Here is a 21,009-nt window from a genome sequence, read left to right on the forward strand (position 1 = left end):
TCAGGAGACCTCGCGGCAGGCACGGTAGAAGTCGTGCCACTCGGGACGGTCGCGGACGACCGTCTCGAGGTACTCCTGCCACACGACGCGGTCCGACACCGGGTCCTGCACGACGGTACCGACGATGCCGCTCGCGACGTCCGCGGCGCGCAGCACGCCATCGCCGAAGTGCGTCGCCAGGACGCGGCCGCTCGTGATCACCGAGATCGCCTCCGCGGTGCTCAGGGTGCCGCTGGGCGACTTGAGCCTGGTACGGCCGTCCGCCGTGCGTCCCGAGCGCAGCTCGCGGAAGACGGTCACCACCCGGCGGATCTCCTCCAGACCGGTGCCCGTCTCCGGCAGCTCCAGCGACGTGCCGATCTGGGCGACCCGGCGGGCGACGATGTCGACCTCCTCCTCGGTCGTCGCGGGCAGCGGCAGCACGACGGTGTTGAACCGGCGGCGCAGCGCGCTGGACAGGTCGTTCACGCCCCGGTCGCGGTCGTTGGCGGTCGCGATCACGGTGAACCCCTTACGGGCCTGCACCTCGGAGCCCAGCTCGGGGATCGGCAGGGCCTTCTCGGACAGGATCGTGATGAGGGTGTCCTGAACGTCCGAGGGCATCCGGGTCAGCTCCTCGACCCGGGCGACGGCCCCGGACCGCATCGCCCGCATCACCGGGCTGGGAACGAGCGCCTTCTCCGAAGGGCCCTCGGCCAGCAGCCGCGCGTAGTTCCAGCCGTACCGGATCGCCTCCTCCGCCGTGCCGGCGGTGCCCTGGACCAGCAGCGTCGAGTCACCGCTGACCGCAGCCGCCAGGTGCTCCGACACCCAGGTCTTCGCCGTGCCGGGCACGCCGAGCAGCAGCAGCGCCCGGTCCGTGGCGAGTGTGGCGACGGCCACCTCGATCAGACGCCGAGGCCCAACGTACTTCGGCGTGATCACCGAGCCGTCGGCCAGCGTTCCGCCGAGAAGATAGACCGTGACGGCCTGCGGCGACAGCCGCCAGCCGGGCGGGCGTGGCCGGTCGTCCCGCTCGGCGAGCAGGGCGAGCTCGTCGGCGAACTGGTGCTCCGCGTGCGGGCGCAGCACGGCCTCGGTCATCAGATACCTCCGTGGTGACCCCGCCCTCGGGCAGGGAAGAGATCGGACCCTTGCGTTGCAGGGGCAAGGACCGGAGATCCTCAGCAGATTTCCGTAACTTTTGGTACATGCACTATGGCGGACGGTGATGTGATGTCTCGCCCGGCGGGTGATGACCAAGCCCGCCGGGCAGGCGGGAAGTCAGGTCCGGGCGGCCTGTGTAAGACCGATGGGCGGCACTCCGTCCCACGCCGGTCAGCCGGGTCGGCAACGGGCGGTGAAGCGGAAAGCTCAACCCGCGAGGGTTCAATCCCCCCGCTTCAGCCGGGGGAGAGGTCAACGGCAGGGCTCCTTCGTCGGAGTCAGCGGCACGGGTCCGTCCGTTGTGTGGGCCCGGCGGCGTCACCGCAGCTCCTCGAGCATGTCGTGGCGGAAGCGCAGGACGTCGGCGAGCTCGGACAGCGGCCGGCACGCGGAGTGTCGCCGGACGAGGCCGGCCAGGCGGGGCGCGGTGGCCGGCGTGAGGCGCTCGCCGGCGAGGCGGGCCAGGTCGACCGGGAAGCGTTCGCCGTCGGGATCCGCCGCGGCGGTGGCCAGCGCGGTCGTCACCGCGTCGGCGAGCGCGCCGCCCCAGGGGCCGGGGACGCGTTCGAGCACCGTGAGGCGGTCGGCGTGCCCCTCGATCCGCCGGACGGCCTCGGCCGCGGCGTCGTCGCGCTCGACGGTGGGCAGGACGTCCAGCAGATCGGCCAGTGTGGTGACCTCGCCGAGCACGACGTCGCCCGCCAGGAGCGCGCGGGCCCAGGCGGCGTCCCGCTGCCGTGCCGCCGCGCGGGCCCAGCCGAGGTGGACGTCCCGGGCACGGCCCGCGTCCGGCTCGCGCGACCCGTCGACCACGACCGGCAGCCGGACGACCCACTCCGGGACCGCGCCGAACCGGCCGGTCCAGGTCGCCAGCGGCGTACGCGCGAGAATCTCCCGCAGCCAGCCCGCGTGGTTCCCGATGCGCTCGACCGCGTGGTACGGGATGCCGTCACGCCGCATCGCCTCGTCGTGATCGGCCGGCGGATCGACGACGATCGCCTCCGGCGTGGCGGCCGGCCCGGTCCGCGGGCGCAGGCAGGCGCGTCCCCGGTCGGCCATGCGCCCGGCGTACGCCGAGCCGGGGAGCCGGGCGAGCAGGTCGGCCCCGATACGACGCACCTCCAGACCCCGGTCGTCGAGCGCGGCCTCGAGGAAGTCCTCGTCCGCGAGGGACAGCCCGCGCTCGAACGTCGCGAGGAACAGCGCCCGCTCCGGGGCGGGCTCGCGCGCCCACGTCGAGGACAGCGTCGTACGGGCCGCGGCCGGGTCGGTGACCCGCAGCCGCATGAGGTGCGCGACGCGCTGGGCACGGGCACCGGTCTTCCACACTTCGGGATCCTGGGCCGCATCGCCGCCGCTCGCCACGACGAGGTACGCCCAGTCGAGGTTCTGCATCGCCAGCCACACGCCCCGGCGACCCGCCGCCCGTGCGATGGACGGCCGGAGCGCCCGGTCGGAGCGGCCCTTGTGCAGCAGGTCCGGAAGCAGATGCGCGGGGACACGGCGACCGCTACGGGCGGCCCCGTCGAGCCACTCCGGCAGGACCCGCGCGCACTCGCCGGACAGGATCCGGCGCAGCCGCACGGCCGCGGCGGGCGGAACGATCGGCGCGGTCTCCGCCGGGGCAGGCGCGACCGGCTCGGCAGTAACCGGCCGCCACCCGGCCCGCCGCCGCGCCGTCAACACCGCCGCCTGCTCCAGCAGCCGAGCCGCCGGCTCGACCGGCCCCACGGGTACCTCCCCGAGCGCACGCGTCCCGTCGGGCGGTGCTTCACCGGGCGCAGGTGCCCGGTCGAGCGCTGCCGGCCGGCCGGGCGTGGGTGCTCCAGCGGGTGGCGATGGTTCGCTGGGTGTGGGTGTCCCGGCTAGCGGTGGCACCGGTCGCCGTCGGGTGCCCAGCAGCGCGGCGCTCACGTGCTCGCCCCAGGCGCTCACAGGACCACGGTCCCTTCCTCCTCCTGCCAGGCGGACAGGGGGAGCAGCCCCCGCGGCGACCACTCGCCGGACACCGTGAACGGCCGGCCGCCGGACACCGCCAGCAGACGCCACACGTCGGTCGTGCGCAGGGGGAGTGCGTCGCCGTCTCCGTCGACCAGATGGGGACGGCCCGCACCGTCGCGCGCCGGGCGGACGCCCGTCAGCACGGCCGGCCACCGCTCCAGCCATGGGTCCTGGGCCAGGGCCGCGGCGTGTTCGCGTAGGAGTGCCGTCACGGTCGTGCCGCGCGGCGGACCCTGAGCGGGCGCGGGATGGCGGACCGCCACGAGGGCGCGCAGCGGCAGCGCCCCGGGGTAGTAGGCGAGCTCGGCGTCGATCGTGTCGCCGACGGCGAGGGACGCGTCGAGCGCCCGGCCCGGCGCGGCGAAGGTCAGGACGAGCGCGGATCGTCCGGTCTCCTGGCCGCGCAACCAGACCCGCCGCGCGACGAGCCGGTCCTGCTCGACGTCCCGGCAGCCCGCGACGTACCAGTGATCCCGGACCCGCTCGCCCGCCAGGACCTCCTCCTGGCTCACGGTGAAGCCGACGCGGGACCGGACGGCGGCGAGCAGCGGCTCCGGTAGCTCGTCACGGCGCCGGAAGGCCGTCGTCAGCAGCCGCAGCAGGGCGTACTCCTCCAGCAGCCGTTCGGGCCGGTCACCGCCACGACCCGGGATCGCGCCGAGCTCGCGCACCCAGGCCGCGAGCCCGCTCGCCTGGGCGTCGACGAGGCGGCGGGCGACGTCCTCCCACCTGGTGGACGGAGCGCGATCGACGTGCGCCAGGCCCTGCTCGATCTGGTCGCACAGCCACCGGTCGAGCTCCTCGACACCCGCGGCCACTCGCCGCTCACGGCGCTCGGCGGTCGTCCGCGGCCCGGCATCGCCGTGCTGGGCGGGCGTCCTCTCCGATTCGATCACACGGTCGACGCTATCGGTGTCCGCCGACATTCCGCCCCGACCGTCGAGCACGGCTGGCCGCTGTTTCGGAGCGGTGGTTCTGGCGTAGGAGTGGCGGCCGTCAGCCGACTCGGTCCGTACGGCCACTGTCGAGTGCGGGTGGCTGCCGTTCCAGAGCGGTGATTCTGGCGTAGGGGCGGTGGCCGTCAGCCGACCCGGTCCGTACGGCGTCCGAGCAGGTCGATGACGCCCGTGGTGTCCTCGTCGCCGTGGCCGTCGGCGAGGCGGCGCTTCATCAGGTCGAGGTACGGCGTGAGCAGTTCGGGGCTGACGCCCTGCTCCTCGGCCGTGCGCAGCAGCGTCGGCGTCCCCGCGACCTGCATGGCGAGGTTGGAGACGACACCGCTGGTGTAGTCGCCGCTCCCCAGGTGGTCGGCGGTCCCGTGCACGGACGCGGTCATGGCGGTGAGCCAGCCCGCGAGCAGGGACGCGAAGTCCTTCAGGGCGACGTCCTCGTCCCGAACCAGCGCGAACGCGTGCGCGACCCCGGCGAACATCCCGTACATCGCGCTCAGCAGCGCCACGTCGTGCAGGGCCGCCAGGCGGGGATCCTCCCCGACGTACACGGTGCCGGCCGGAACGGCCAGGGTGTCACGGTGGGTTTCGAACAGCGGCCGGGATCCGCTGTAGAACACGTACGCCCCGGAGCCTGGAGCCCCGATCATCGGTGGGACCGCCATGATCCCGCCGTCCAGGAAGCGGGCGCCGCGGGCCCGCGCCCACGCGGCCCGGTCCCGGGCCTGGCCCGGAGTGCCCGTGGTGAGGTCGACCAGGTCCTTGCCCGTCAGGTCGGCGTCGGCCAGGGCCTCGGCGACCGAGGCGTCGTCGAGCAGGCAGACCACCACGAGGCCGCCTGCGGCCACCGCCTCGGCGGCGGTCGCCGCGACCGTCGCCCCGTCGGCGGCCAGCGGTTCGGCCCGGGCCGCCGTGCGGTTCCAGACGGTGAGCGGATGCCCGGCGGCGAGCCACGCACGTGCCAGCGCGGTGCCCATCGTGCCGAGCCCGAGAAGAGTGACAGGAGTCTTTTCCGAGTTCATGCTGGTTAGGCTGGTGCTCAGGGACCGAAACGATCAAGTACGCACTTCGAAGTGCGTGGTGACCGTGGGGTAAGCGAGCAGGCAGGAGAGATGGAGTTGGCGACCGTACGCAGGCCCGGGAGCTACGTGTGCGGCATCGACGCCGCCATGGACGTCATCGGCGGGAAGTGGAAGGTGCTGATCCTCTGGGCGCTCAACGAGCGGCCGTGCCGGTTCGGCGAACTGCGGCGGAACCTGCCCGGCATCACGGAGAAGGTGCTGGCCTCGCACCTGCGGGAGCTCGAGGAGGACGGCATCGTGCACCGTGAAGCGTACGACGAGGTGCCACCCCACGTGGAGTACTCGCTGACCGCGCTCGGCGTCTCGCTCAACGCGGCGCTCGCCCCCCTCGGCGCGTGGGGCCGCGAGAACATCCTCGGCGGCGCGTACGCCCACGCCCCCGCGCGGGAGACCGCCACCTGACCCGGCGGACGGGTGCCCGCCGTCCACGCTCAGGAGCCAAAGAAGCCCTCCAGCGGCCCGCCGTCATCCGTACGGCCGCCGGGCGATCCCCGCTCGGCGAGGTACCGGTCCACCTGACGCCGGTCGTAGCCGCGCAGTACGACGTCGAAGGTGGGCGGGGGCGTGCCCGTGGGGTCGTCGGCCAGGCGCCGGAGGTACTCGTCGACCTGGCGGCGGTCGTAGCCGCGCCAGGCGATGTCGAACGCGTCGTTCACGCCGGTTCCTCCCGCGTCGTCGGATCCTGTTGATCATCTCAGGCGACGCAGCCGGGCGAACGCGTACGGCGGGTGAGGATGGTCCATGTTCCGGGAGGGCGATTGGACCTGGGGCCGGGCCCGATGTCAGACCTAGCGTACGGACGGTGACCCATCCCCTCCTGTTCCTGCTGGCGGCGCTCACCCTCGTCGCCGTCCCCGGACCGAACCATCTCTACATCACCACGCGGAGCGTCGGCGAAGGGCGCCGTGCGGGCATCGCCTCGGCGCTCGGCGTCGAGACCGGCACGCTGGTGCACGTGCTCGCCGCGGCGGCCGGCCTGTCCGCGCTGGTGGCCGCCTCGGCGACGGCGTTCGGCGCGGTGCGGTACGCCGGGGCGGCCTATCTCGTCTACCTCGCGGTGCGGACGCTGTGTCGCGGCGACGACGAGGGCCTGGTGCTCGAGCCGCGGCCGCTCCGGCGTGTCTATCTCGACGGCGTCCTGGTCAACCTGCTCAACCCGAAGGTGATCCTGTTCTTCCTGGCGTTCCTGCCGCAGTTCGTGGACGAGCGGGCGGGCGCGGTGCCCGCCCAGATCGTCGTCATGGGGCTCGTGACGGCGCTGATCGGGCTGGCCTCCGACTTCGCGTACGCCCTCGCCGCCGGCTCGCTCGGGCACCGGTTGCGTGGCAGCCGGGGCTTCCGGCGCCGGCAGCGGTACGTGACGAGCGCCGTGTATCTCGGGCTCGGCGTGCTCACCGCGTTCGCCGGCCCCGGTCACCGGCGGCGCTGAGTCAGGCGTACCCGGATGCGACGTCCGAGGGCGGACCGGCACCACTCCCGAGCGCCGGTCCGCCTCATCCCACGCAGCAGTTCGTCGCCGAAGTCGGCCATGAGGCTGAGGCGCCCGCCGAGCGCTTCGACGTTAGAGGACGGCGTTGACCGAGGTCGCCACCGAGAAGGACCGGTATCGGAACAGTGTGAGCGGCACCAGCGGCTCGGAGCGCCGGCCCTCCCACCAGACGAACACCGCGACGGCCACGGCGCCGGCCGCGATGATGGCCGGGATCGTGGCGAAGCCCGTCACGGTGCCCCAGTCGTAGTGCTGGCCCTCGATGAGGCCGAAGGTGATCGCTCCCAGGCCGGCGGTGACGAGGATGACGCCCGGCAGGTCGAAGCGGTGACGCCGGTCGGGGCGGGCATCCGGCACGAAGAGCACCGTCAGCAGCACCGCCGCGGCGCAGACCGGAACGTTGATGTAGAAGACCCAGCGCCAGCTCCAGTCGGTCACGATGAGGCCGCCGAGGACCGGCCCGCTCACCGCGGCCACGCCGGTCGTGGCGCTCAGCAGGCCGAAGGCGGTGCCTCGGCGCTCCGCCGGGAAGATGGCGGCGATGAGCGCCATCACCTGGGGAACCATCACGGCGCCCGCCAGACCCTGCAGGATGCGGGCCATGACCAGCTGGGTGACGCTGCCGGAGATCCCGCACAGGGCCGACGCCAGAGTGAACAGGATAAGGCCGGTCAGCAGCATCCGCCGCGAACCGAGGACGTCGCCGAGACGGCCGCCCGTGATGAGCAGAGCGGCATAGACGAGGACGTAACCGTTGACGACCCACAGGACCTGGTCGAGCCCCGCGTGCAGGCCGGTGACGAGGCTCGGCAGCGTGACGTTGACGATCGTGGTGTCGAGGGAGGCGACCAGCATCCCCAGGCACAGCGCCGTCAGCGCCATCCAGGGGTGCTTCGCATCCGATGATCGCATCTCGGCTCCTCGGATCAGGTGGTCTCGATGACGCATTCGAGGTAGTCGGCGTGGGCGACGAGACTGCCGTCGCCGGCCTCGTTGGCGCTCTCCCACACGGCGACCATGTCGTCCTGGAGCGCCTTACGGCCGCCTTCGTCGAGCCGGTCGAACGCGGCGCGGGCCGGGCCGTACCAGGCGCGGAAGTACTCGACGGCGAACTCCACCGACGGGTAGCAGAACGGCTGGGCGCGGCGGGCGACCTTGACGGACTTGATCCGTCCCCCGAACAGCTCGCGGATCCGCTCCTCGGTTCCCCACCCGAACGGGGAGCGGACGCCCGGAGGCGGTGTCAGGTACTTGCCGATCGTGCGCGCGTAGCGGCCGATGACACCGTCGGGGGTCCAGGCGGTGAAGCCGATCCGGCCGGAGCGACGTACGACGCGAATCAGCTCGTCGGCCACGCGCTGCTGGTCCGGGGCGAACATGATGCCGAACGTCGACAGGACGGCGTCGAAGTAACCGTCTTCGAACGGAAGGTCCTGCGCGTCCGCTTCGTGGGTCTCCAGTTCGAGATCCTCGGTGCCGGCCAGGCGGGTGGCCTTCGCGAGGAAGTCGCCCACGAAGTCGACGGCGACGACGTCGCAGAAGCGGCGTGCCGCGGCGATGGACGTCGTGCCGGTCCCGGCGGCGACGTCGAGGACCCGTTCGGTGGGGCGCAGCCGGATCGCTTCGCAGAGCAGCTCGGCGTAGAGCGTGGACATGCGGGCGGCCAGCTTGCCGAGGTCGCCGGCCGACCATGCCTTGCGCTGGGCTTCGGTGATGAGCGCGTAGTCGGTCATGTTCGGGGACGCTACGGCCGGTCCACCCCGGCCATCTTCGCCCGAGCGGGCCAACCTCCCGCGCGCCATGGCCCGAACGGGCCACGACCTCCGCCAGGACCAGGGCTCCCAGGAGCGAGCGCCTCCGAGCGCGGCTAAAGCAAGCCGACGCGGGAAGCGTACGCGACGGCGGCCGTGCGAGTGGGCAGCCCCAGGCGGGCGAGGATGTTCGCGACGTGCCGTTTGACCGTGTGCTCGCTGAGGACCAGCCGGTTCGCGATCTCGGCGTTGGTCAGGCCGACCGCCAGCAGCCGCAGGATCTCGACCTGGCGCGGCGTCAGCCCGGCGGTCGGCGCGCTGTGCGCCCGGCCCTCGAGGCGGTTCGCCCGCCGTGAGTCGGCGGTGGCGCCCAGCCGCTCGAAGACGTCCTGCGCGGCTCGCGCCTCTTCGGCCGCCGGGCCGGGCCGGCCGCTCGCGAGGAGAGCCGATGCCAGGTCGAGGCGGGTGCGGGCGGCGTCGTACGGTCCGCCCGCGCGTTCGTACAGCTCGACCGCGCTCTCCAGCAGCGGGATCGCCTGGGCCGTGTCGGAGAGCGCCGCGCGGTGAACGCCCCGGGCCCACAGGGCCGCCGCCTCCACGGCCTCGACGCCGGACACGCGGGCGATCTCGGCCAGCTCGTCGACGGCCTCCGCGACCATGTCGGGGTCCTTCGTCCGTACGCCCGCGCGGACGAACACCTCCAGGGCGGGGCCGCGCTCCGCGCCGCCGATCGCTTCCAGCAGGCGCCCGGCGAGGTCGAGCGCGTCGTCCGGGTCGTCCCGGTCCAGGCGAAGCTCCGCCTGCCCGATACGGGCGGCGGGAAGTGACCGGCTCAACGCGAACAGGTCGGCCGCCTCCTCCCATCGCCCCTGGCGGCGGCGCAGCTCGCCGAGGCGTACCCACGCCTCCGCCGCGAACATGGGCCGCTGGATCCGCAGTGCCTTGGCGGCATGGAGGAGCTCGGCCTCGGCCGCGGCCCAGTCGCCGCGCCACAGCAGGATCGTGCTGTAGTGCGTCCGGCACCGGAAGAAGGGCGAGCCCAGGTCGAAGCGCCGGCAGAAGTCCATGACGCGGGCGCGCCACTGCTCGGCCCGGTCCCAGTCGCGCACCTGCTCGCAGCCCTGGACGAGGTAGCAGGTGGGGATCCAGACCGATCCGACCTCGCGCACCTCGCCGGCGAGCGCCGCCGCGGCGGCCTCGTCGAGCAGCCGCATGCCGTCGGCGACCTCGCCCTGCCCGATGCGCGCCATCCCGGTGAGCGCCATTCCCTGGACCTCGAGATCGGGGGAGCCGAGCTGGCGGCCGATCTCGACGGCGCGCGCCGCCAGCTCGTCCGTCTCTTCGACGTCGCCCCGGAAGCGCGCGGCCATTCCCTTGAACAGCGACAGCAGGCCGTGCTCCTCCCCTTCGGGAAGGTCGGCCAGGAGCCGCTCCGCCCGCTGGAACCAGCCCTGGGCGACCGCGGCCTCCCCGCGCAACTGGAGCGCGCCGTTGCCCAGCCAGGCGGCGACCCGGGCCGCCCCGCGGTCGTCGCCCGCCGCGCGGTATCCGCGGTAGGCGTCCTCGTACCGTGCGGTGACCTCCGTGTCGTTCTCCAGCCACCACGACGCACTGGCGATGCCCTCCGCGGCCGCGGGGTCGTCCGACGCCTCGAGGGCCACGGTGAAGACCTTGCGGGCCTCGGCCCACGCGCCCCGTCGTAAGAGGTCGCGGCCTTCCCGCAGCCGGTCGGCGATCATCGTCATATCCGCATCATCGCTCACCCGCAGAGGGTTGGCATCCTGGCGCGTGGCGATCCGTCGTGACCGGTGAGGACTGCCCGCACGGCAGCCGCCACTCGGTATGCCGTCAAGAAGACGCGCCTGCCCTCGTGGGGTTCACGAGCGAGGGGCCAGTTCGGCGAGGAGCGCGGTGAGCGTCGTGCCCAGCGGGGCGTCCAGGGTCAGCAGCGCCTCGCCGTCGCCCCGCGTGGCGCCCCGGTTGACGATCGCGACCGGGATCGACCGCTCGGCGGCGCGGCGCACGAACCGGTACCCCGACATGACCGTCAGCGAGGACCCGAGGACGAGGAGGGTGCCGGCACGCTCGGTCAGCGCGTAGCAGTCCTCGACGCGCGGGCGCGGGACGTTCTCGCCGAAGAAGATGACGTCCGGCTTGAGCACCCCGCCGCAGTCCCGGCAGTCGACGGTACGGAAGGAGTCGACGCGGTCGTCGTCCAGCACAGCGTCACCGTCGGGATTGATCACGCTGGCCTCGGCGTCCCAGCCGGGGTTGGCCGCGCGCAGGCGCTCGTCGAGCTCCTCGCGCGGGGTGCGCCGCCCGCACGCGAGGCAGACGACGCGGTCGAGGCTGCCGTGCAGCTCGATGACGTCGCGCGCTCCGGCGTCCTGGTGCAGACCGTCGACATTCTGGGTGATGACCCCGCTCAGCAGCCCGCGTCGCTGGAACTCGGCCACCGCGCGGTGACCGTCGTTGGGCGCGGCCCGCGCCACGTGCCGCCAGCCCAGGTGACTGCGCGCCCAGTAGCGCCGCCGGGCCGCCTCGCTGCCGACGAAGGTCTGGTACGTCATCGGGGTGGCACGCCTCTGACGACCGGTCTCACCCCGGTAATCCGGGATGCCGGACTCGGTGGACAGACCGGCCCCGCTCAGGACCACCACATCGCCGTCGGCGACCAGGTCGACCAGCATCGCGAAGGCGGTGCCGAACGCCGGATCCGTCCCGACGACCGCCGCCCCGCCCGGCCCGCGAGCGCCACCCGGCCTGACGTGAAGTCCGCCGTCGTCTACCGCCCCAGTCACCCCTCCATGATGCGCGATGCCCGCCCCTGCCCGAGCCAGGCGGATGGTGGTGAGACCGTCGGAGCAGCTGCCTCTACGATGCGGTGCGTTCCCGAACCCACGGTGCTAGCGCCGTGTCCAGAATCGTTCGCTGTGTAATGGGGCGTTGGCGATCACCTGATCCGCTGTCTGAAGGACAAGGCCGAACAGGCTGGGATCCGCCTCGTGCTGGTCGATGAACGCGGAACCTCGTCGACCTGCCCGGCCTGTGGGCGGAGGGTGCCCAAACCCACCGGCCGTCTCTTCAGGTGTATGCATTGTGGTTTCCGTGGGCACCGCGACTTGGTCGGCGGTGCCAACATCGCCCGGCGTATGCCGGGCGGACCCATCACCACCAAGAACGAATTCCCGGTGGTGATCACGCACCGTCGAGCCGGACGGCACCTCCCCGGTACCGGACCAGCACGGCGTGACCCCAGACGACGCCCCCATCACGGCGCCATCGATGGGTCCATTGGCCGGCCGCGGCCCGCCCCACCACCCGGTGGGGAGTCGCTCGCCCATGAGAGGATCAACCAACACGGTCCTTACACAACCAACGTTGGTTGACGCGGCACTAGGAAGACCTGATGGCGAACCAGCGCATTGCACGGGCCCTGGAGTCGATGCGGAGCCCGGATCCGACGCTCCGGGCGCAGGGCTTCGACTTCCTGCGCGAGCACGCCGACACGTACGTCGACGAGATCGTCGCGGCGTTCGGCCAAGAGCACGACGACGAGCTGCGCTGCCTGCTCCTCGAGCTCATCGCCGAGGCCCGGGCTCCGGGGGCTCTGCCGGTCCTGGCGGATCAGCTCGACAGCGACGACGAGTCGCTGCGGTTCTGGGCGATCCGGGGCCTGGAGATGCTCGACAGCGGCGACGCCCGACAGGCCCTCCACCGGGCGCGCGTCAACGGCTGGATCGCCTGACGCCCGGCCCGGTGCGTTGATCATCCGCGGTGTAGGCTCCGTGTACTACGCGCCGTAGTAGTTCGGTGAGGTCATGCGTCCGCCTGGGTGGTTCCGTCTGATGCGCGCCGGGGTCTTCGCCTCGGTGTGCGTCGTGCTGTCCACGGCCGGCCACGACATGATGGCCGCCCGGCCGGCCCCCGCCTGGGCGGGGTGGACCGCCCTGGCCGTCGTCACGGCGGTGGGCTACTGCCTCGCCGACCGGCGGCGGTCGGCCTGGTGGATCCTGCTGGCCGTCGAGGTCGCGCAGACCTGCCTGCACGAGTGGTTCACCTGGGCCACGCCGTCCGCGCCCGCGCATCTCGTCATGACCATGCACGGCGGTGTGCATCACGTCGTCGGCGCGCCCCCGACCGTACGGCACGGCGCGTCGGCCGGGCTCGGCATGCTCGGCGCCCACGCGGTCGCCGGAATGCTCGTCGCCCTGTGGCTGTACGCCGGCGAACGCGCCCTCTGGCGCGCGCTGAGCGCACTCGGCGAGTCCCTCCTCGGCCGTACGCTGCGGGCGCTGGTCCTGCTGGCACACGCGGACCTCCGCACGCCCCCGCGCCCTCCCGCCGGACCGTGCCGTCGCGACGACGACACCCCGCCCGTCACGGCCGCGCTCCGGTATGTCCTCGTACGACGCGGCCCTCCTCGGAACACCGGCGTTCCCGCGAACGCCCGCATCTGATCACCACCCGTCCCGACGACGCGCTTCGCTCTGCGTTCGCGTCGGTCGGGGCGGCGTGTTCCAGCCGCATGTCCTTCCGAGGAGCACCATGTCTTTTCCGCATGCCCGGGCACGAGCGTCGAGCCCGTCGGCGACCCGGCCCGCAAAGACGCTCGCCGCGTTGACCGCGGCGGTCGTCGTGACCGCCGCCGGCTGCGGCACCGAGCCCGTACGATCCGGCGCGTCCGCGCCGGACGACGCCGCGCCCCGCAGGACCTCCTATCCGCTGACCATCGACAACTGCGGGCAGAAGATGACGTTCACCCGGCCGCCGAGCCGGGTGCTCATCCTCAACGGCACGTCGGTGGGGGAGGTCGAGAGCTTCATCATGCTCGGCCTGACTCGCCCCATCCTGGCGAACGTCCAGCACTACGGGGTGTCGGACGAGCCGTCGATGGTGGCCGCCATCAAGGCGCTGCCCACCCGGGGCCTGTCGGTGAACAAGAACTTCGACGTCCCCGCCGAACAGGTGCTGGCGGCCCGGCCCGACCTGGTGGTCTCCACCTGGTCCGGCGGGTTCGACGCCCGCAACGGCTTCGCGACACGCGAACGGCTCGCGGCGGCGGGCATCAACTCGCTCGTCAACCCCGTCAACTGCGCGAACGGCAAACCGGACGCGTCTCCGGCGGAGAAGGCGGCGTGGCGGCACGCGTCGATCGAGTCGTCGTTCCGGTTCATGACGCTGCTCGGGCGGATCTTCGACGTGCAGGCCAAGGCCGCGCGGACGGTCGGCACGCTTCGCGCCCGTGTGCGGGCCGTCCAGGCGAAGGTCGCCGGGAAGCCGCCGCGGAAGGTGCTGATCGCCTATCCGGGGATGTCGATGATGAACGCCAACGGCCTGCCCGCCATCATGATCGGTGGCATCTACGACGACGTCATCAAGGCGGCGGGCGGGGTGAACTCCTTCGCCGGACGCACCGAGGACACGACGCGCACCCTCGACAAGGAGCAACTGGCCACCGCCCAGGTCGACGTCCTCGTCGTCGGAGCCTTCACCCCGAACGAGAAGCCCGCTGAAGAGGCCGAGCGCCTGTTCGCGGCCTATCCGCAGTGGCAGGCGTCGAAGACCCGCACGTACTCGGTCGTCTCGGACGGCGCGTATCTGGGGCCGATGAACGCCTGGGCCGTCGAGAAGCTCGCGAAGGTGATCCACCCCGATTCTCAATGAGGTTTGTCAAGTGATGATCGAGCTATGCGGCCTGGGCGGCCGGAGGACTCTGCTCGTAGCAGCGGCGATCTCGGATGAGTGCCCACAGGACGTTGACGCGCCGTCTGGCGAGGGCCAGGACGGCTTGGGTGTGGAGCTTGCCTTCGGTGCGCTTGCGGTCGTAGAAGGTCCGGGATTCGGCGTTGAAGCGGATGCTCACCAGCGCGGATGTGTAGAACACCCGATTGAGGGCGCGGTTGTAGCGGCGGGGTCGGTGAAGGTTGCCGTGGATACGGCCCGAATCGCGGGGCACCGGGGCCAGGCCGGCGTAGGCGGCCAGGTGGTCGGCGGAGGCGTAGGCGGTCAGGTCGCCTCCGGTGGCGGCGAGGAACTCGGCGCCGAGCAACACGCCGATGCCAGGCATGCTGATGATCACCTCGGCCAGTTCGTGGCGGCGAAACCGGTCCTCGATCAGCAGGTCGATGTGCTTGATCTGCTCATTGAGGGCCATCACCCCCTTCGCCAGGTCGGCCACCAGCATGGCGGCCAACTGCTCGCCCGGCAGGGTGGTGGTCTGGGATCTGGCGGCCTGCACCGCACGGGCGGCCAGGTCGGCGGTACCCCGCCGGGCGCCATGGTCGCTCAGCCAGCGCTCCAGCTCCGCGGCACCAGCCGCGCGGATCGCCGCAGGGGTCTGGAAGCCGGTGAGCAGGACCAGCGGGCCCTTGTTCGTCACGTCCAGGGCGCGCTCCAGCGCCGGGCAGAGGGCCAACAGCTGCTCGCGCAGCCGGTTGACCATCCGGGTGCGGTCGGCGACCAGGTCGGCGCGGCGGGCGGTCAGCATCCGCATCTCGACGATGAGTTCGTCATCGACCCGCAGCGGGGCCAGGCCGCGGCGCATGCGGGCCTGGTCGGCGATGATCGCAGCGTCGCGGGCATCGGTCTTGCCTGCCCCGCGGTAGCCGCCGGCGGCAGCGTTGACCATGGTGGAAGAGATGTAGAGGACCTGCTGCCCGTGAGCGATCAGCAGCGCCAGGACCAGGGCCGCGCCGCCGGTGGTCATATCCACGGCCCAAGTCACCTCATCGGCCAGGCCGAGCACTTGCGTGATCAGCTCGCCCAGCGTGGTCTCGTCGTTGGCCACGCGCCGCGACAGCAGCCGCTGCCCGTCTGCGTCGATGACCACCACGTGGTGGTGTCCCTTGCCGATATCGATCCCGGCCCATGCCCGCCTCAACATCGCCTCCCAGCGCGTTTGTCCTGGTCTTCCCGCAGACGACCTCGCCGGCTCATCCCTACACAGCGACGTGTTCGCAGTTCTCAATCAGCGGCCGAGTCGTCGCGGGGTGCCGGGCGGCCAATCGAGGGAAGCCACAGACGGCAGATGCCTGACAGCCACACCCGGCACCCCTGGGTGCTCGAACCCTACGACTGGCCCGAGCGGCCCGAGAAAGAAGGTAGGGATGCCTGATCGTCTCGACAGAGCCCATCCGGTCTCCGGCCCCGCGACCGGCGTGCTGGTCGGCGGGCTCGCCCTCGCCCTGCTCGTGGCCTCGATGGTGGCGATCTCGATCGGCTCGGTGACGCTGCCGGTCGGCGCGGTGTGGCGGGTGATCGGCGCTCACCTGACCGGCCGGACCGGAGGGGTCGATCCCCTGCGCGACCAGGTCGTCTGGGACATCCGCACGCCACGGGTGCTGCTCGCGGCGGTCGCCGGCGCCGGTCTGAGCGTGGCCGGCGTCACCTTCCAGGCGCTCGTCCGCAACCCGCTCGCCGACCCGTACGTCCTGGGGGTCTCCTCGGGCGCCTCGCTCGGCGCCGTCCTGGTCGCCGCGGTGGGGACGACGGTGCTGGGCGGCGTCGGGGTCACCGGTGCGGCGTTCGCGACCGCGCTGCTCAGCGTGCTGCTGGTCTACCTGCTGGCCCAGCGCGCCGGCCGCCTGCTGGACTCGCGACTGGTGCTGGCGGGGGTCGCCGTCGGCTACCTGTGTTCGGCGGTGACGAGCTACGTCCAGCTCCAGCTCGATCCGACGCAGTTGCAGGGGCTGATGTTCTGGCTGATGGGCAGCGTGGCGGGCGGCACCTGGCGTGCTCTCGGACTGCCCGCCGCCGTGATCGCGGTGTGCGTCGCGTACCTGCTCCTGCAGGCGCGGAGCCTGAACGCGCTGTCCGCCGGCGACGACGCCGCGGCCGGGCTCGGCGTCCCGGTGCGGGCATTGCGCGTCACGCTGCTCGTCGTCGGGTCGCTGCTGACGGCCACGGTGGTCAGCGTGGCCGGCGGGATCGCCTTCGTCGGGCTGATGGTCCCGCACATGGCCCGGTTCATCGTCGGCGGCGACCATCGGCGTGTGCTGCCGGTGGCGTTGCTGCTGGGCGCGGTGTTCCTCGTCGTGGTCGACCTGGCGTCACGCACGGTGGACCGGCCGGAGGAGCTCCCGATCGGGATCTTCACCACCGCCGTGGGCGTGCCGTTCTTCCTGTGGCTGCTGCGGCGCCGGGCCGGGGGGAGGGGCTGATGCGGCTGCGGATCGCGGGCCTGTCGGCACGGGTCGACACCCGCCCCATCCTGTCCGACGTCGAGCTGACCGCCGAGCCGGGCGAGTTCGTCGCCCTGGTCGGCCCGAACGGCAGCGGGAAGTCGACGTTGCTGCGCACGGTCTACCGCGCGCTTCGGCCGACCGCCGGGGTCATCTCCCTGGACGGGGAGGACCTGTGGGCGATGCGCGCCCGTCAGGCCGCCCGCCGCCGGGCGGTCGTCACCCAGCACGGTGACGTCGACGCGGAGCTGTCCGTCGCCGAGGTCGTCGCGATGGGCCGGGGGCCGCACAAGGGGCTCCTCGACCGGGAGAACGACACCGACCGCGCCGTCGTCCGCACCTCCCTCGAACGGGTCGGCATGGACGGCGAGGCGGACCGGCCGTTCTCGACCCTGTCCGGCGGCGAACGCCAGCGTGTGCTGCTGGCCCGCGCCCTGGCGCAGCAGGCGCCGCTGCTGGTCCTGGACGAGCCCACCAACCACCTGGACGTCCGCGCCCAGCTGGACCTGCTGGACCTCGTACGGGACCTGGGCCTGACACTGCTCGCGGCACTCCACGACTTGGACCACGCCGCCGCGTACGGCGACCGCGTCGTCGTGCTGGAGCAGGGCCGGATCATCGGTCACGGGCCGCCGCTGGAGGTCCTCACCCCGGAGCTGATCGCCCGGGTGTTCGGCGTCCGCGCGCACATCGGCCCGCATCCCATCACCGGCCGTCCGCACATCGCCGTGGCCTCGGTGTAGCCCTGTCGGCCGTGGTCCCCGCGTCAGGGGATCACGGCCGACCGTCCGGAGCCGATAGAGGTCAGCCGTTGCAGCCGCAGGAGCATCCCTTGGCGCAGGAGCAGCTGGATCCGTGCCCGCATGAACATCCGCTTCTCATGGACCGAGCGTGCGCCCTCCGGTCGTGGCGGACAAGGCCAGATCCCGCTTACCTATGCTCCCGCCCGCGACGCGGTCGCCGTTCGGAGGCATCGGACGATGGCGTCCGCGCCCCGGTCGATGTCGTCGGTGGAGGTCAGCCACGAACAGACGGATACCCGCATGACGGGCCGATCGTCGACGGTGGACCCGCTCAGCCAGCACGTGCCCTCGTCCTGGACTCGCCGGATCACCTCTGCGGTCAGCAGGTCGGCGTCATGATCCGGGGCGGTGAACCGGACGAGGACCTGGTTGAGGACCACGTCGTTGAGGATCTCGACGCCAGGTTCGGCGGACAGCCGAGCCGCCATCTGCCGGGCGTTCGCGATGTTCCGGTCGACCAGGTCGGCCACCCCCGACCTTCCCAGCGTCCGCAAGGCGGCGTAGAGCGGGACAGAGCGGGCGCGCCGCGACCACTCGGGCACAGTGTTGATCTGATCCCGCCGTTCGGAGACCTCCAGGTAGTCCGCGGTGACCCGCAGCGCGGCCACATGAGCCTCCGGGTGCGCGACGAAAGCGACCCCACAGTCGAAGGGAACGTTCAGCCACTTGTGCGCGTCCGTGGTCCACGAGTCGGCCAGCTCCGCGCCGCGCAGCACGTGGCGGTGCTCGGCACTGGCGAGCGCCCACAGGCCGATGGCCCCATCGACATGGACCCAGCCGTCCCGCGCGTGGACGAGTTCGCACACCTCGGCGAGCGGATCCACGGCGCCGGTGTTGATGTTCCCCGCCTGGACGCACACGATCGGCGGTCGCTCGACCTCGTCCAGGGCCTCCGCCAACGCGCCGAGGACGACGGCGCCGTTCGCGTCGCACGCTACCGGCCGCACCCGTGCGCCCATGCCCAGGTAGCGCAGCGCACGGTCGACGGACGCGTGACGCTGCGCACTGGCGATCACCGGAATACGCGGCGCTCCCCACAGCCCGTCCGCCTCGGCATCCCACCCCTGCGCGGCCAGTAGGCGGTGCCGCGCCGCGGCCAAGGCCGTGAACGCGGCCATCTGGGTGCCCGTCGTGAACCCCACCGAGGTCTGATGCGGCAGGCCGAGCAGATCGACCAGCCAGCCCGCGCAGACGTCCTCGATGACACACACCGCCGGACCGCACGAGTACAGCGTCGCGTTCTGGTCCCAGGCGCTGACCAGCCAGTCGGCCGCCACGGCCACCGGTAGCGACGACCCGATGACATACCCGAAGTACCGTGGCCCCGCGCTCGCCGTCGAACCGAGCTCGCCGGCCCGCGCGAGGACATCCAGCACCGCGACCGCGTCCTCGCCGCGCTCCGGCACCTTCCCGGCATCCAGCAGACTCCGTAGCTCGGCCGGATCGACCGACGGAAAGACCGGGCGCTCGGCGACGGACGCCCGCCAGCGGGCCGCGTGCTCGTACCCCCGCCTCAGTACCTCCGAGAACTCACGCTCCACGAATCCCACCATCCTGGTCCGACGTCCATCGTCCGGCGGGACAGGCCGTCAACGCTGGCCGGAATCGGACGTCACGTTCGGGCGCGTGCGGAGCCGGACCACCGGCTGCGGGCGGTCCGGCTCCTGGTCACCTTCGGCGTTCGTACCGGAGGAGGACGGTCTGGGCGTCGAACGTCCGCGAGCCGACGAGCGTCATGTCGATACGGTCCTTCGGCTCCAGGAACAGCCGCTGTCCGCCGCCGAGGACGACGGGGTGGACGACGATGCGGTAGTCGTCGAGCAGGCCGAGTTCGGTCAGCGAGGCCGCGACCTCCGCGCCGCCGGTCAGCAGGATGTCCTTGCCCGGCCGCTGCTTCAGCTCCGCGACCTCCTCGGCGAGGTTCTTCCCGATGACGCGGGCGCCCCAGCCGGCGTCCGTCAGCGTCCGGGAGACCACGACCTTCGGGGTCCGCCGCCAGAACGGCGCGAACGCCTTGACGTGGTCGTCGGCCGTGGCGGGGTCGGCGTCGGCCGTCGGCCAGTAGGCGGCCATCATGTCCCACACCACGCGCCCGTACAGGAGGGTGTCGACCTGCTCGTTCATCGCCTCGGAGTACCCGAACAGCTCCGGCCCCACGGCCGGCCAGTCGAACTCTCCGTTGGGCCCCGCGATGTGGCCGTCGATCGAGGTGTGGACCCAGTAAATGATCTTCCGCATGGCGTGCTCCTCCGCTGACCGGGGCGCCTCCATCGGGCGCCGTCACAGGAGAGTCGGAGCCACCCGCACGTTCTCGACATCCCCCGGAAAAATGGTTGGCTTGGCCGTTCTGGTTCGGGTTACGTTGCGCCTCATGGCGGACATTCAGGGCCGATGTGACGGCCGGTTCGGCAAGGTGGCAGAGACGCTGGCGGCTTCGCTGGACGCCGATGACGTGGGCGCCTCGGCGGCGGTCCATGTCGACGGCGAGCCGGTCGTCGACATCTGGGGCGGGTACGTCGACACGGCCCGTACGGTCCCGTGGGAGCGCGACACCATCACCAACGTCTGGTCCACCACCAAGACGATGACGGCGCTGTGCGCACTGATCCTGGCCGACCGCGGCGAACTCGATCTGGACGCGCCGGTCGCCCGCTACTGGCCCGAGTTCGCGGCCGCGGGCAAGCAGGACCTGCGGGTGCGGCACCTGCTCGGTCATACGGCGGGCCTGCCTACCTGGGATGAGCCGATCACGGCGGCGGACCTGTACGACTGGACGAACGTCACGGCGCGGCTGGCCGAGCAGGCCCCGCAGTGGGAGCCGGGCACCGAGGGTGGCTATCACTCGATCACCTTCGGCTTCCTGATCGGTGAGGTCGTCCGTCGTGTCACCGGGCGCAGCCTCGGCGCGTTCTTCGCCGAGGAGGTGGCCGGACCGCTGGACGCCGACTTCCACATCGCGCTGCCGGCCGAGCACGACGATCGGGTCGCTCCGCTGATCCCCGCGCCCGAAGGGGACCGGCCGGAAGGATTCCCGGTCGGGGTGTCCGACGCCAATTCGCCCGCCTGGCGGCGCGCCGAACTGCCCGCCATCGGCGGGCACGGCAACGCCCGCTCCGTCGGCGCCGTGCAGTCGGTGCTGGCGGGCGGCGGCGCCGCGCGCGGCGTACGCCTCCTGTCGGAGGCCGGGTGCGAGCGTGTCTTCGAGGAGCAGTACCGCGGTGAGGACCGCATCCTGGGCATGCCGATCCGCTGGGGCATGGGCTACCGGCTGGAGAACCGCACGTGCTCGTGGGGCGGGTGGGGCGGCTCCATGGTCCTCGTCGACTTCGACCACCGGATGACGGTGTCGTACGTGATGAACCAGATCCTGTGGGAGGACGGCTACACCCGGGCGCTCGGCATCGTGCTGGCCGCCTACGACGCGATCACCTCCTAGCGCGGCGGGTGCGTGAGCATCCGTCTCCACCCGAGGGCCGGCCGGAAGTTTTTACCTTTATGTCTGGTTTGAGCCCTCGATGACCTGCGGTGACCTCTTGTACGATCTGCGGCACTTGAGTGTATTTGCGGCATTTTTTCGCTCAAGATCCCCCGTGTGCAGGAGAAA

General features: G+C 72.2%; 21 protein-coding genes. 9 read left to right on the forward strand and 12 right to left on the reverse strand.

The window, feature by feature from the left end; translation table 11 throughout:
• From ACYVF7_RS24910 to ACYVF7_RS24925, 4 genes are all read right to left on the reverse strand, one after another.
• Nucleotides 1-1,083 (reverse strand): ATP-binding protein, encoded by a 1,083-nt coding sequence (locus tag ACYVF7_RS24910; protein ID WP_460345192.1) that lies wholly within the window; start codon nt 1,081-1,083, stop codon nt 1-3.
• A gap of 381 nt (nt 1,084-1,464) precedes the next feature.
• Entirely contained in the window at nt 1,465-3,195 is a 1,731-nt protein-coding gene (locus ACYVF7_RS24915) for a DUF5691 domain-containing protein (RefSeq protein ID WP_460345195.1), read from the reverse strand.
• A complete protein-coding gene (locus ACYVF7_RS24920; RefSeq protein ID WP_460345198.1) occupies nt 3,078-4,043 on the reverse strand; it encodes an SWIM zinc finger family protein in 966 nt (321 codons plus the stop codon). The genes ACYVF7_RS24915 and ACYVF7_RS24920 overlap by 118 nt, the downstream gene beginning before the upstream one ends.
• A 185-nt stretch (nt 4,044-4,228) precedes the next feature.
• Complete coding sequence (locus tag ACYVF7_RS24925; RefSeq protein ID WP_460345201.1) at nt 4,229-5,119, reverse strand: NAD(P)-dependent oxidoreductase; 891 nt, start codon at nt 5,117-5,119, stop codon at nt 4,229-4,231.
• 96 nt (nt 5,120-5,215) lie between these two features.
• Between ACYVF7_RS24925 and ACYVF7_RS24930 the strand changes: the two genes are divergently transcribed.
• Nucleotides 5,216-5,581: a winged helix-turn-helix transcriptional regulator gene (locus tag ACYVF7_RS24930; protein WP_460358104.1), complete on the forward strand. Its 366-nt coding sequence runs from the start codon at nt 5,216-5,218 to the stop codon at nt 5,579-5,581.
• A 29-nt stretch (nt 5,582-5,610) separates the two neighbouring features.
• On the opposite strand, the gene ACYVF7_RS24935 is transcribed toward ACYVF7_RS24930, so the two are convergent.
• A complete protein-coding gene (locus ACYVF7_RS24935; RefSeq protein ID WP_460345204.1) occupies nt 5,611-5,835 on the reverse strand; it encodes a DivIVA domain-containing protein in 225 nt (74 codons plus the stop codon).
• Between the two features lie 146 nt (nt 5,836-5,981).
• On the opposite strand from ACYVF7_RS24935, the gene ACYVF7_RS24940 reads away from it, so the two are divergent.
• Complete coding sequence (locus ACYVF7_RS24940; protein WP_460345207.1) at nt 5,982-6,608, forward strand: LysE family translocator; 627 nt, start codon at nt 5,982-5,984, stop codon at nt 6,606-6,608.
• A 132-nt stretch (nt 6,609-6,740) separates the two neighbouring features.
• On the opposite strand, the gene ACYVF7_RS24945 is transcribed toward ACYVF7_RS24940, so the two are convergent.
• The 4 genes from ACYVF7_RS24945 to ACYVF7_RS24960 form a co-directional block, all read right to left on the reverse strand.
• Complete coding sequence (locus ACYVF7_RS24945; protein ID WP_460345210.1) at nt 6,741-7,580, reverse strand: MFS transporter; 840 nt, start codon at nt 7,578-7,580, stop codon at nt 6,741-6,743.
• A 14-nt stretch (nt 7,581-7,594) separates the two neighbouring features.
• A complete protein-coding gene (locus ACYVF7_RS24950) occupies nt 7,595-8,401 on the reverse strand; it encodes a class I SAM-dependent methyltransferase (protein ID WP_460345213.1) in 807 nt (268 codons plus the stop codon).
• A 134-nt stretch (nt 8,402-8,535) separates the two neighbouring features.
• A complete protein-coding gene (locus ACYVF7_RS24955; protein ID WP_460345216.1) occupies nt 8,536-10,182 on the reverse strand; it encodes a LuxR C-terminal-related transcriptional regulator in 1,647 nt (548 codons plus the stop codon).
• Between the two features lie 114 nt (nt 10,183-10,296).
• Nucleotides 10,297-11,109 carry an NAD-dependent protein deacetylase gene (locus ACYVF7_RS24960; protein WP_460358106.1) on the reverse strand — a complete coding sequence of 271 codons (813 nt, stop codon included), beginning with the start codon at nt 11,107-11,109 and terminating at the stop codon, nt 10,297-10,299.
• A 279-nt stretch (nt 11,110-11,388) separates the two neighbouring features.
• Here ACYVF7_RS24960 and ACYVF7_RS24965 point away from each other — a divergent pair, with 279 nt between their 5' ends.
• The 4 genes from ACYVF7_RS24965 (at nt 11,389) to ACYVF7_RS24980 (ending at nt 14,086) form a co-directional block, all read left to right on the forward strand.
• Nucleotides 11,389-11,808 carry a transposase gene (locus ACYVF7_RS24965; RefSeq protein ID WP_460358109.1) on the forward strand — a complete coding sequence of 140 codons (420 nt, stop codon included), beginning with the start codon at nt 11,389-11,391 and terminating at the stop codon, nt 11,806-11,808.
• Between the two features lie 20 nt (nt 11,809-11,828).
• Nucleotides 11,829-12,167 (forward strand): HEAT repeat domain-containing protein, encoded by a 339-nt coding sequence (locus ACYVF7_RS24970; protein WP_460345218.1) that lies wholly within the window; start codon nt 11,829-11,831, stop codon nt 12,165-12,167.
• A gap of 73 nt (nt 12,168-12,240) precedes the next feature.
• A complete protein-coding gene (locus tag ACYVF7_RS24975) occupies nt 12,241-12,879 on the forward strand; it encodes a hypothetical protein (protein ID WP_460345221.1) in 639 nt (212 codons plus the stop codon).
• An 88-nt stretch (nt 12,880-12,967) separates the two neighbouring features.
• Nucleotides 12,968-14,086, forward strand: coding sequence for an ABC transporter substrate-binding protein (locus ACYVF7_RS24980; protein WP_460345224.1), 1,119 nt, complete (start codon nt 12,968-12,970; stop codon nt 14,084-14,086).
• Nucleotides 14,087-14,108: 22 nt separating this feature from the next.
• Here ACYVF7_RS24980 and ACYVF7_RS24985 read toward each other — a convergent pair whose 3' ends face one another.
• Nucleotides 14,109-15,305, reverse strand: a complete 1,197-nt coding sequence (locus tag ACYVF7_RS24985; RefSeq protein WP_460345227.1) for an IS110 family RNA-guided transposase — start codon at nt 15,303-15,305, stop codon at nt 14,109-14,111.
• Nucleotides 15,306-15,528: 223 nt separating this feature from the next.
• On the opposite strand from ACYVF7_RS24985, the gene ACYVF7_RS24990 reads away from it, so the two are divergent.
• Nucleotides 15,529-16,581, forward strand: coding sequence for a FecCD family ABC transporter permease (locus ACYVF7_RS24990; RefSeq protein ID WP_460345230.1), 1,053 nt, complete (start codon nt 15,529-15,531; stop codon nt 16,579-16,581).
• Complete coding sequence (locus ACYVF7_RS24995; protein WP_460345233.1) at nt 16,581-17,345, forward strand: ABC transporter ATP-binding protein; 765 nt, start codon at nt 16,581-16,583, stop codon at nt 17,343-17,345. Before ACYVF7_RS24990 ends, ACYVF7_RS24995 begins: the two co-directional genes overlap by 1 nt.
• A gap of 191 nt (nt 17,346-17,536) precedes the next feature.
• On the opposite strand, the gene ACYVF7_RS25000 is transcribed toward ACYVF7_RS24995, so the two are convergent.
• The gene (locus ACYVF7_RS25000) at nt 17,537-18,946 is read right to left on the reverse strand and encodes a pyridoxal phosphate-dependent decarboxylase family protein (RefSeq protein WP_460345236.1); all 1,410 of its coding nucleotides are present in this window, start codon (nt 18,944-18,946) and stop codon (nt 17,537-17,539) included.
• Nucleotides 18,947-19,073: 127 nt separating this feature from the next.
• Nucleotides 19,074-19,643 carry a dihydrofolate reductase family protein gene (locus tag ACYVF7_RS25005; RefSeq protein ID WP_460345239.1) on the reverse strand — a complete coding sequence of 190 codons (570 nt, stop codon included), beginning with the start codon at nt 19,641-19,643 and terminating at the stop codon, nt 19,074-19,076.
• Between the two features lie 133 nt (nt 19,644-19,776).
• Here ACYVF7_RS25005 and ACYVF7_RS25010 point away from each other — a divergent pair, with 133 nt between their 5' ends.
• Nucleotides 19,777-20,841, forward strand: a complete 1,065-nt coding sequence (locus ACYVF7_RS25010; protein WP_460345242.1) for a serine hydrolase domain-containing protein — start codon at nt 19,777-19,779, stop codon at nt 20,839-20,841.
• The last annotated feature ends 168 nt before the right edge of the window (nt 20,842-21,009 follow it).

The organism is Actinoallomurus acanthiterrae (assembly GCF_054775715.1).

What these genes read in the sequence shown, in the direction of transcription:
- ACYVF7_RS25005 (WP_460345239.1), bottom strand. Translation starts at nt 19,643, where the DNA reads ATGCGGAAGATCATTTACTGGGTCCACACCTCGATCGACGGCCACATC.
- ACYVF7_RS24970 (WP_460345218.1), top strand. Translation starts at nt 11,829, where the DNA reads ATGGCGAACCAGCGCATTGCACGGGCCCTGGAGTCGATGCGGAGCCCG.
- ACYVF7_RS24975 (WP_460345221.1), top strand. Translation starts at nt 12,241, where the DNA reads ATGCGTCCGCCTGGGTGGTTCCGTCTGATGCGCGCCGGGGTCTTCGCC.
- ACYVF7_RS24960 (WP_460358106.1), bottom strand. Translation starts at nt 11,109, where the DNA reads ATGCTGGTCGACCTGGTCGCCGACGGCGATGTGGTGGTCCTGAGCGGG.
- ACYVF7_RS24990 (WP_460345230.1), top strand. Translation starts at nt 15,529, where the DNA reads ATGCCTGATCGTCTCGACAGAGCCCATCCGGTCTCCGGCCCCGCGACC.
- ACYVF7_RS24945 (WP_460345210.1), bottom strand. Translation starts at nt 7,580, where the DNA reads ATGCGATCATCGGATGCGAAGCACCCCTGGATGGCGCTGACGGCGCTG.
- ACYVF7_RS25010 (WP_460345242.1), top strand. Translation starts at nt 19,777, where the DNA reads ATGGCGGACATTCAGGGCCGATGTGACGGCCGGTTCGGCAAGGTGGCA.
- ACYVF7_RS24910 (WP_460345192.1), bottom strand. Translation starts at nt 1,083, where the DNA reads ATGACCGAGGCCGTGCTGCGCCCGCACGCGGAGCACCAGTTCGCCGAC.
- ACYVF7_RS24950 (WP_460345213.1), bottom strand. Translation starts at nt 8,401, where the DNA reads ATGACCGACTACGCGCTCATCACCGAAGCCCAGCGCAAGGCATGGTCG.
- ACYVF7_RS24995 (WP_460345233.1), top strand. Translation starts at nt 16,581, where the DNA reads ATGCGGCTGCGGATCGCGGGCCTGTCGGCACGGGTCGACACCCGCCCC.
- ACYVF7_RS24985 (WP_460345227.1), bottom strand. Translation starts at nt 15,305, where the DNA reads ATGTTGAGGCGGGCATGGGCCGGGATCGATATCGGCAAGGGACACCAC.
- ACYVF7_RS24925 (WP_460345201.1), bottom strand. Translation starts at nt 5,119, where the DNA reads ATGAACTCGGAAAAGACTCCTGTCACTCTTCTCGGGCTCGGCACGATG.
- ACYVF7_RS24980 (WP_460345224.1), top strand. Translation starts at nt 12,968, where the DNA reads ATGTCTTTTCCGCATGCCCGGGCACGAGCGTCGAGCCCGTCGGCGACC.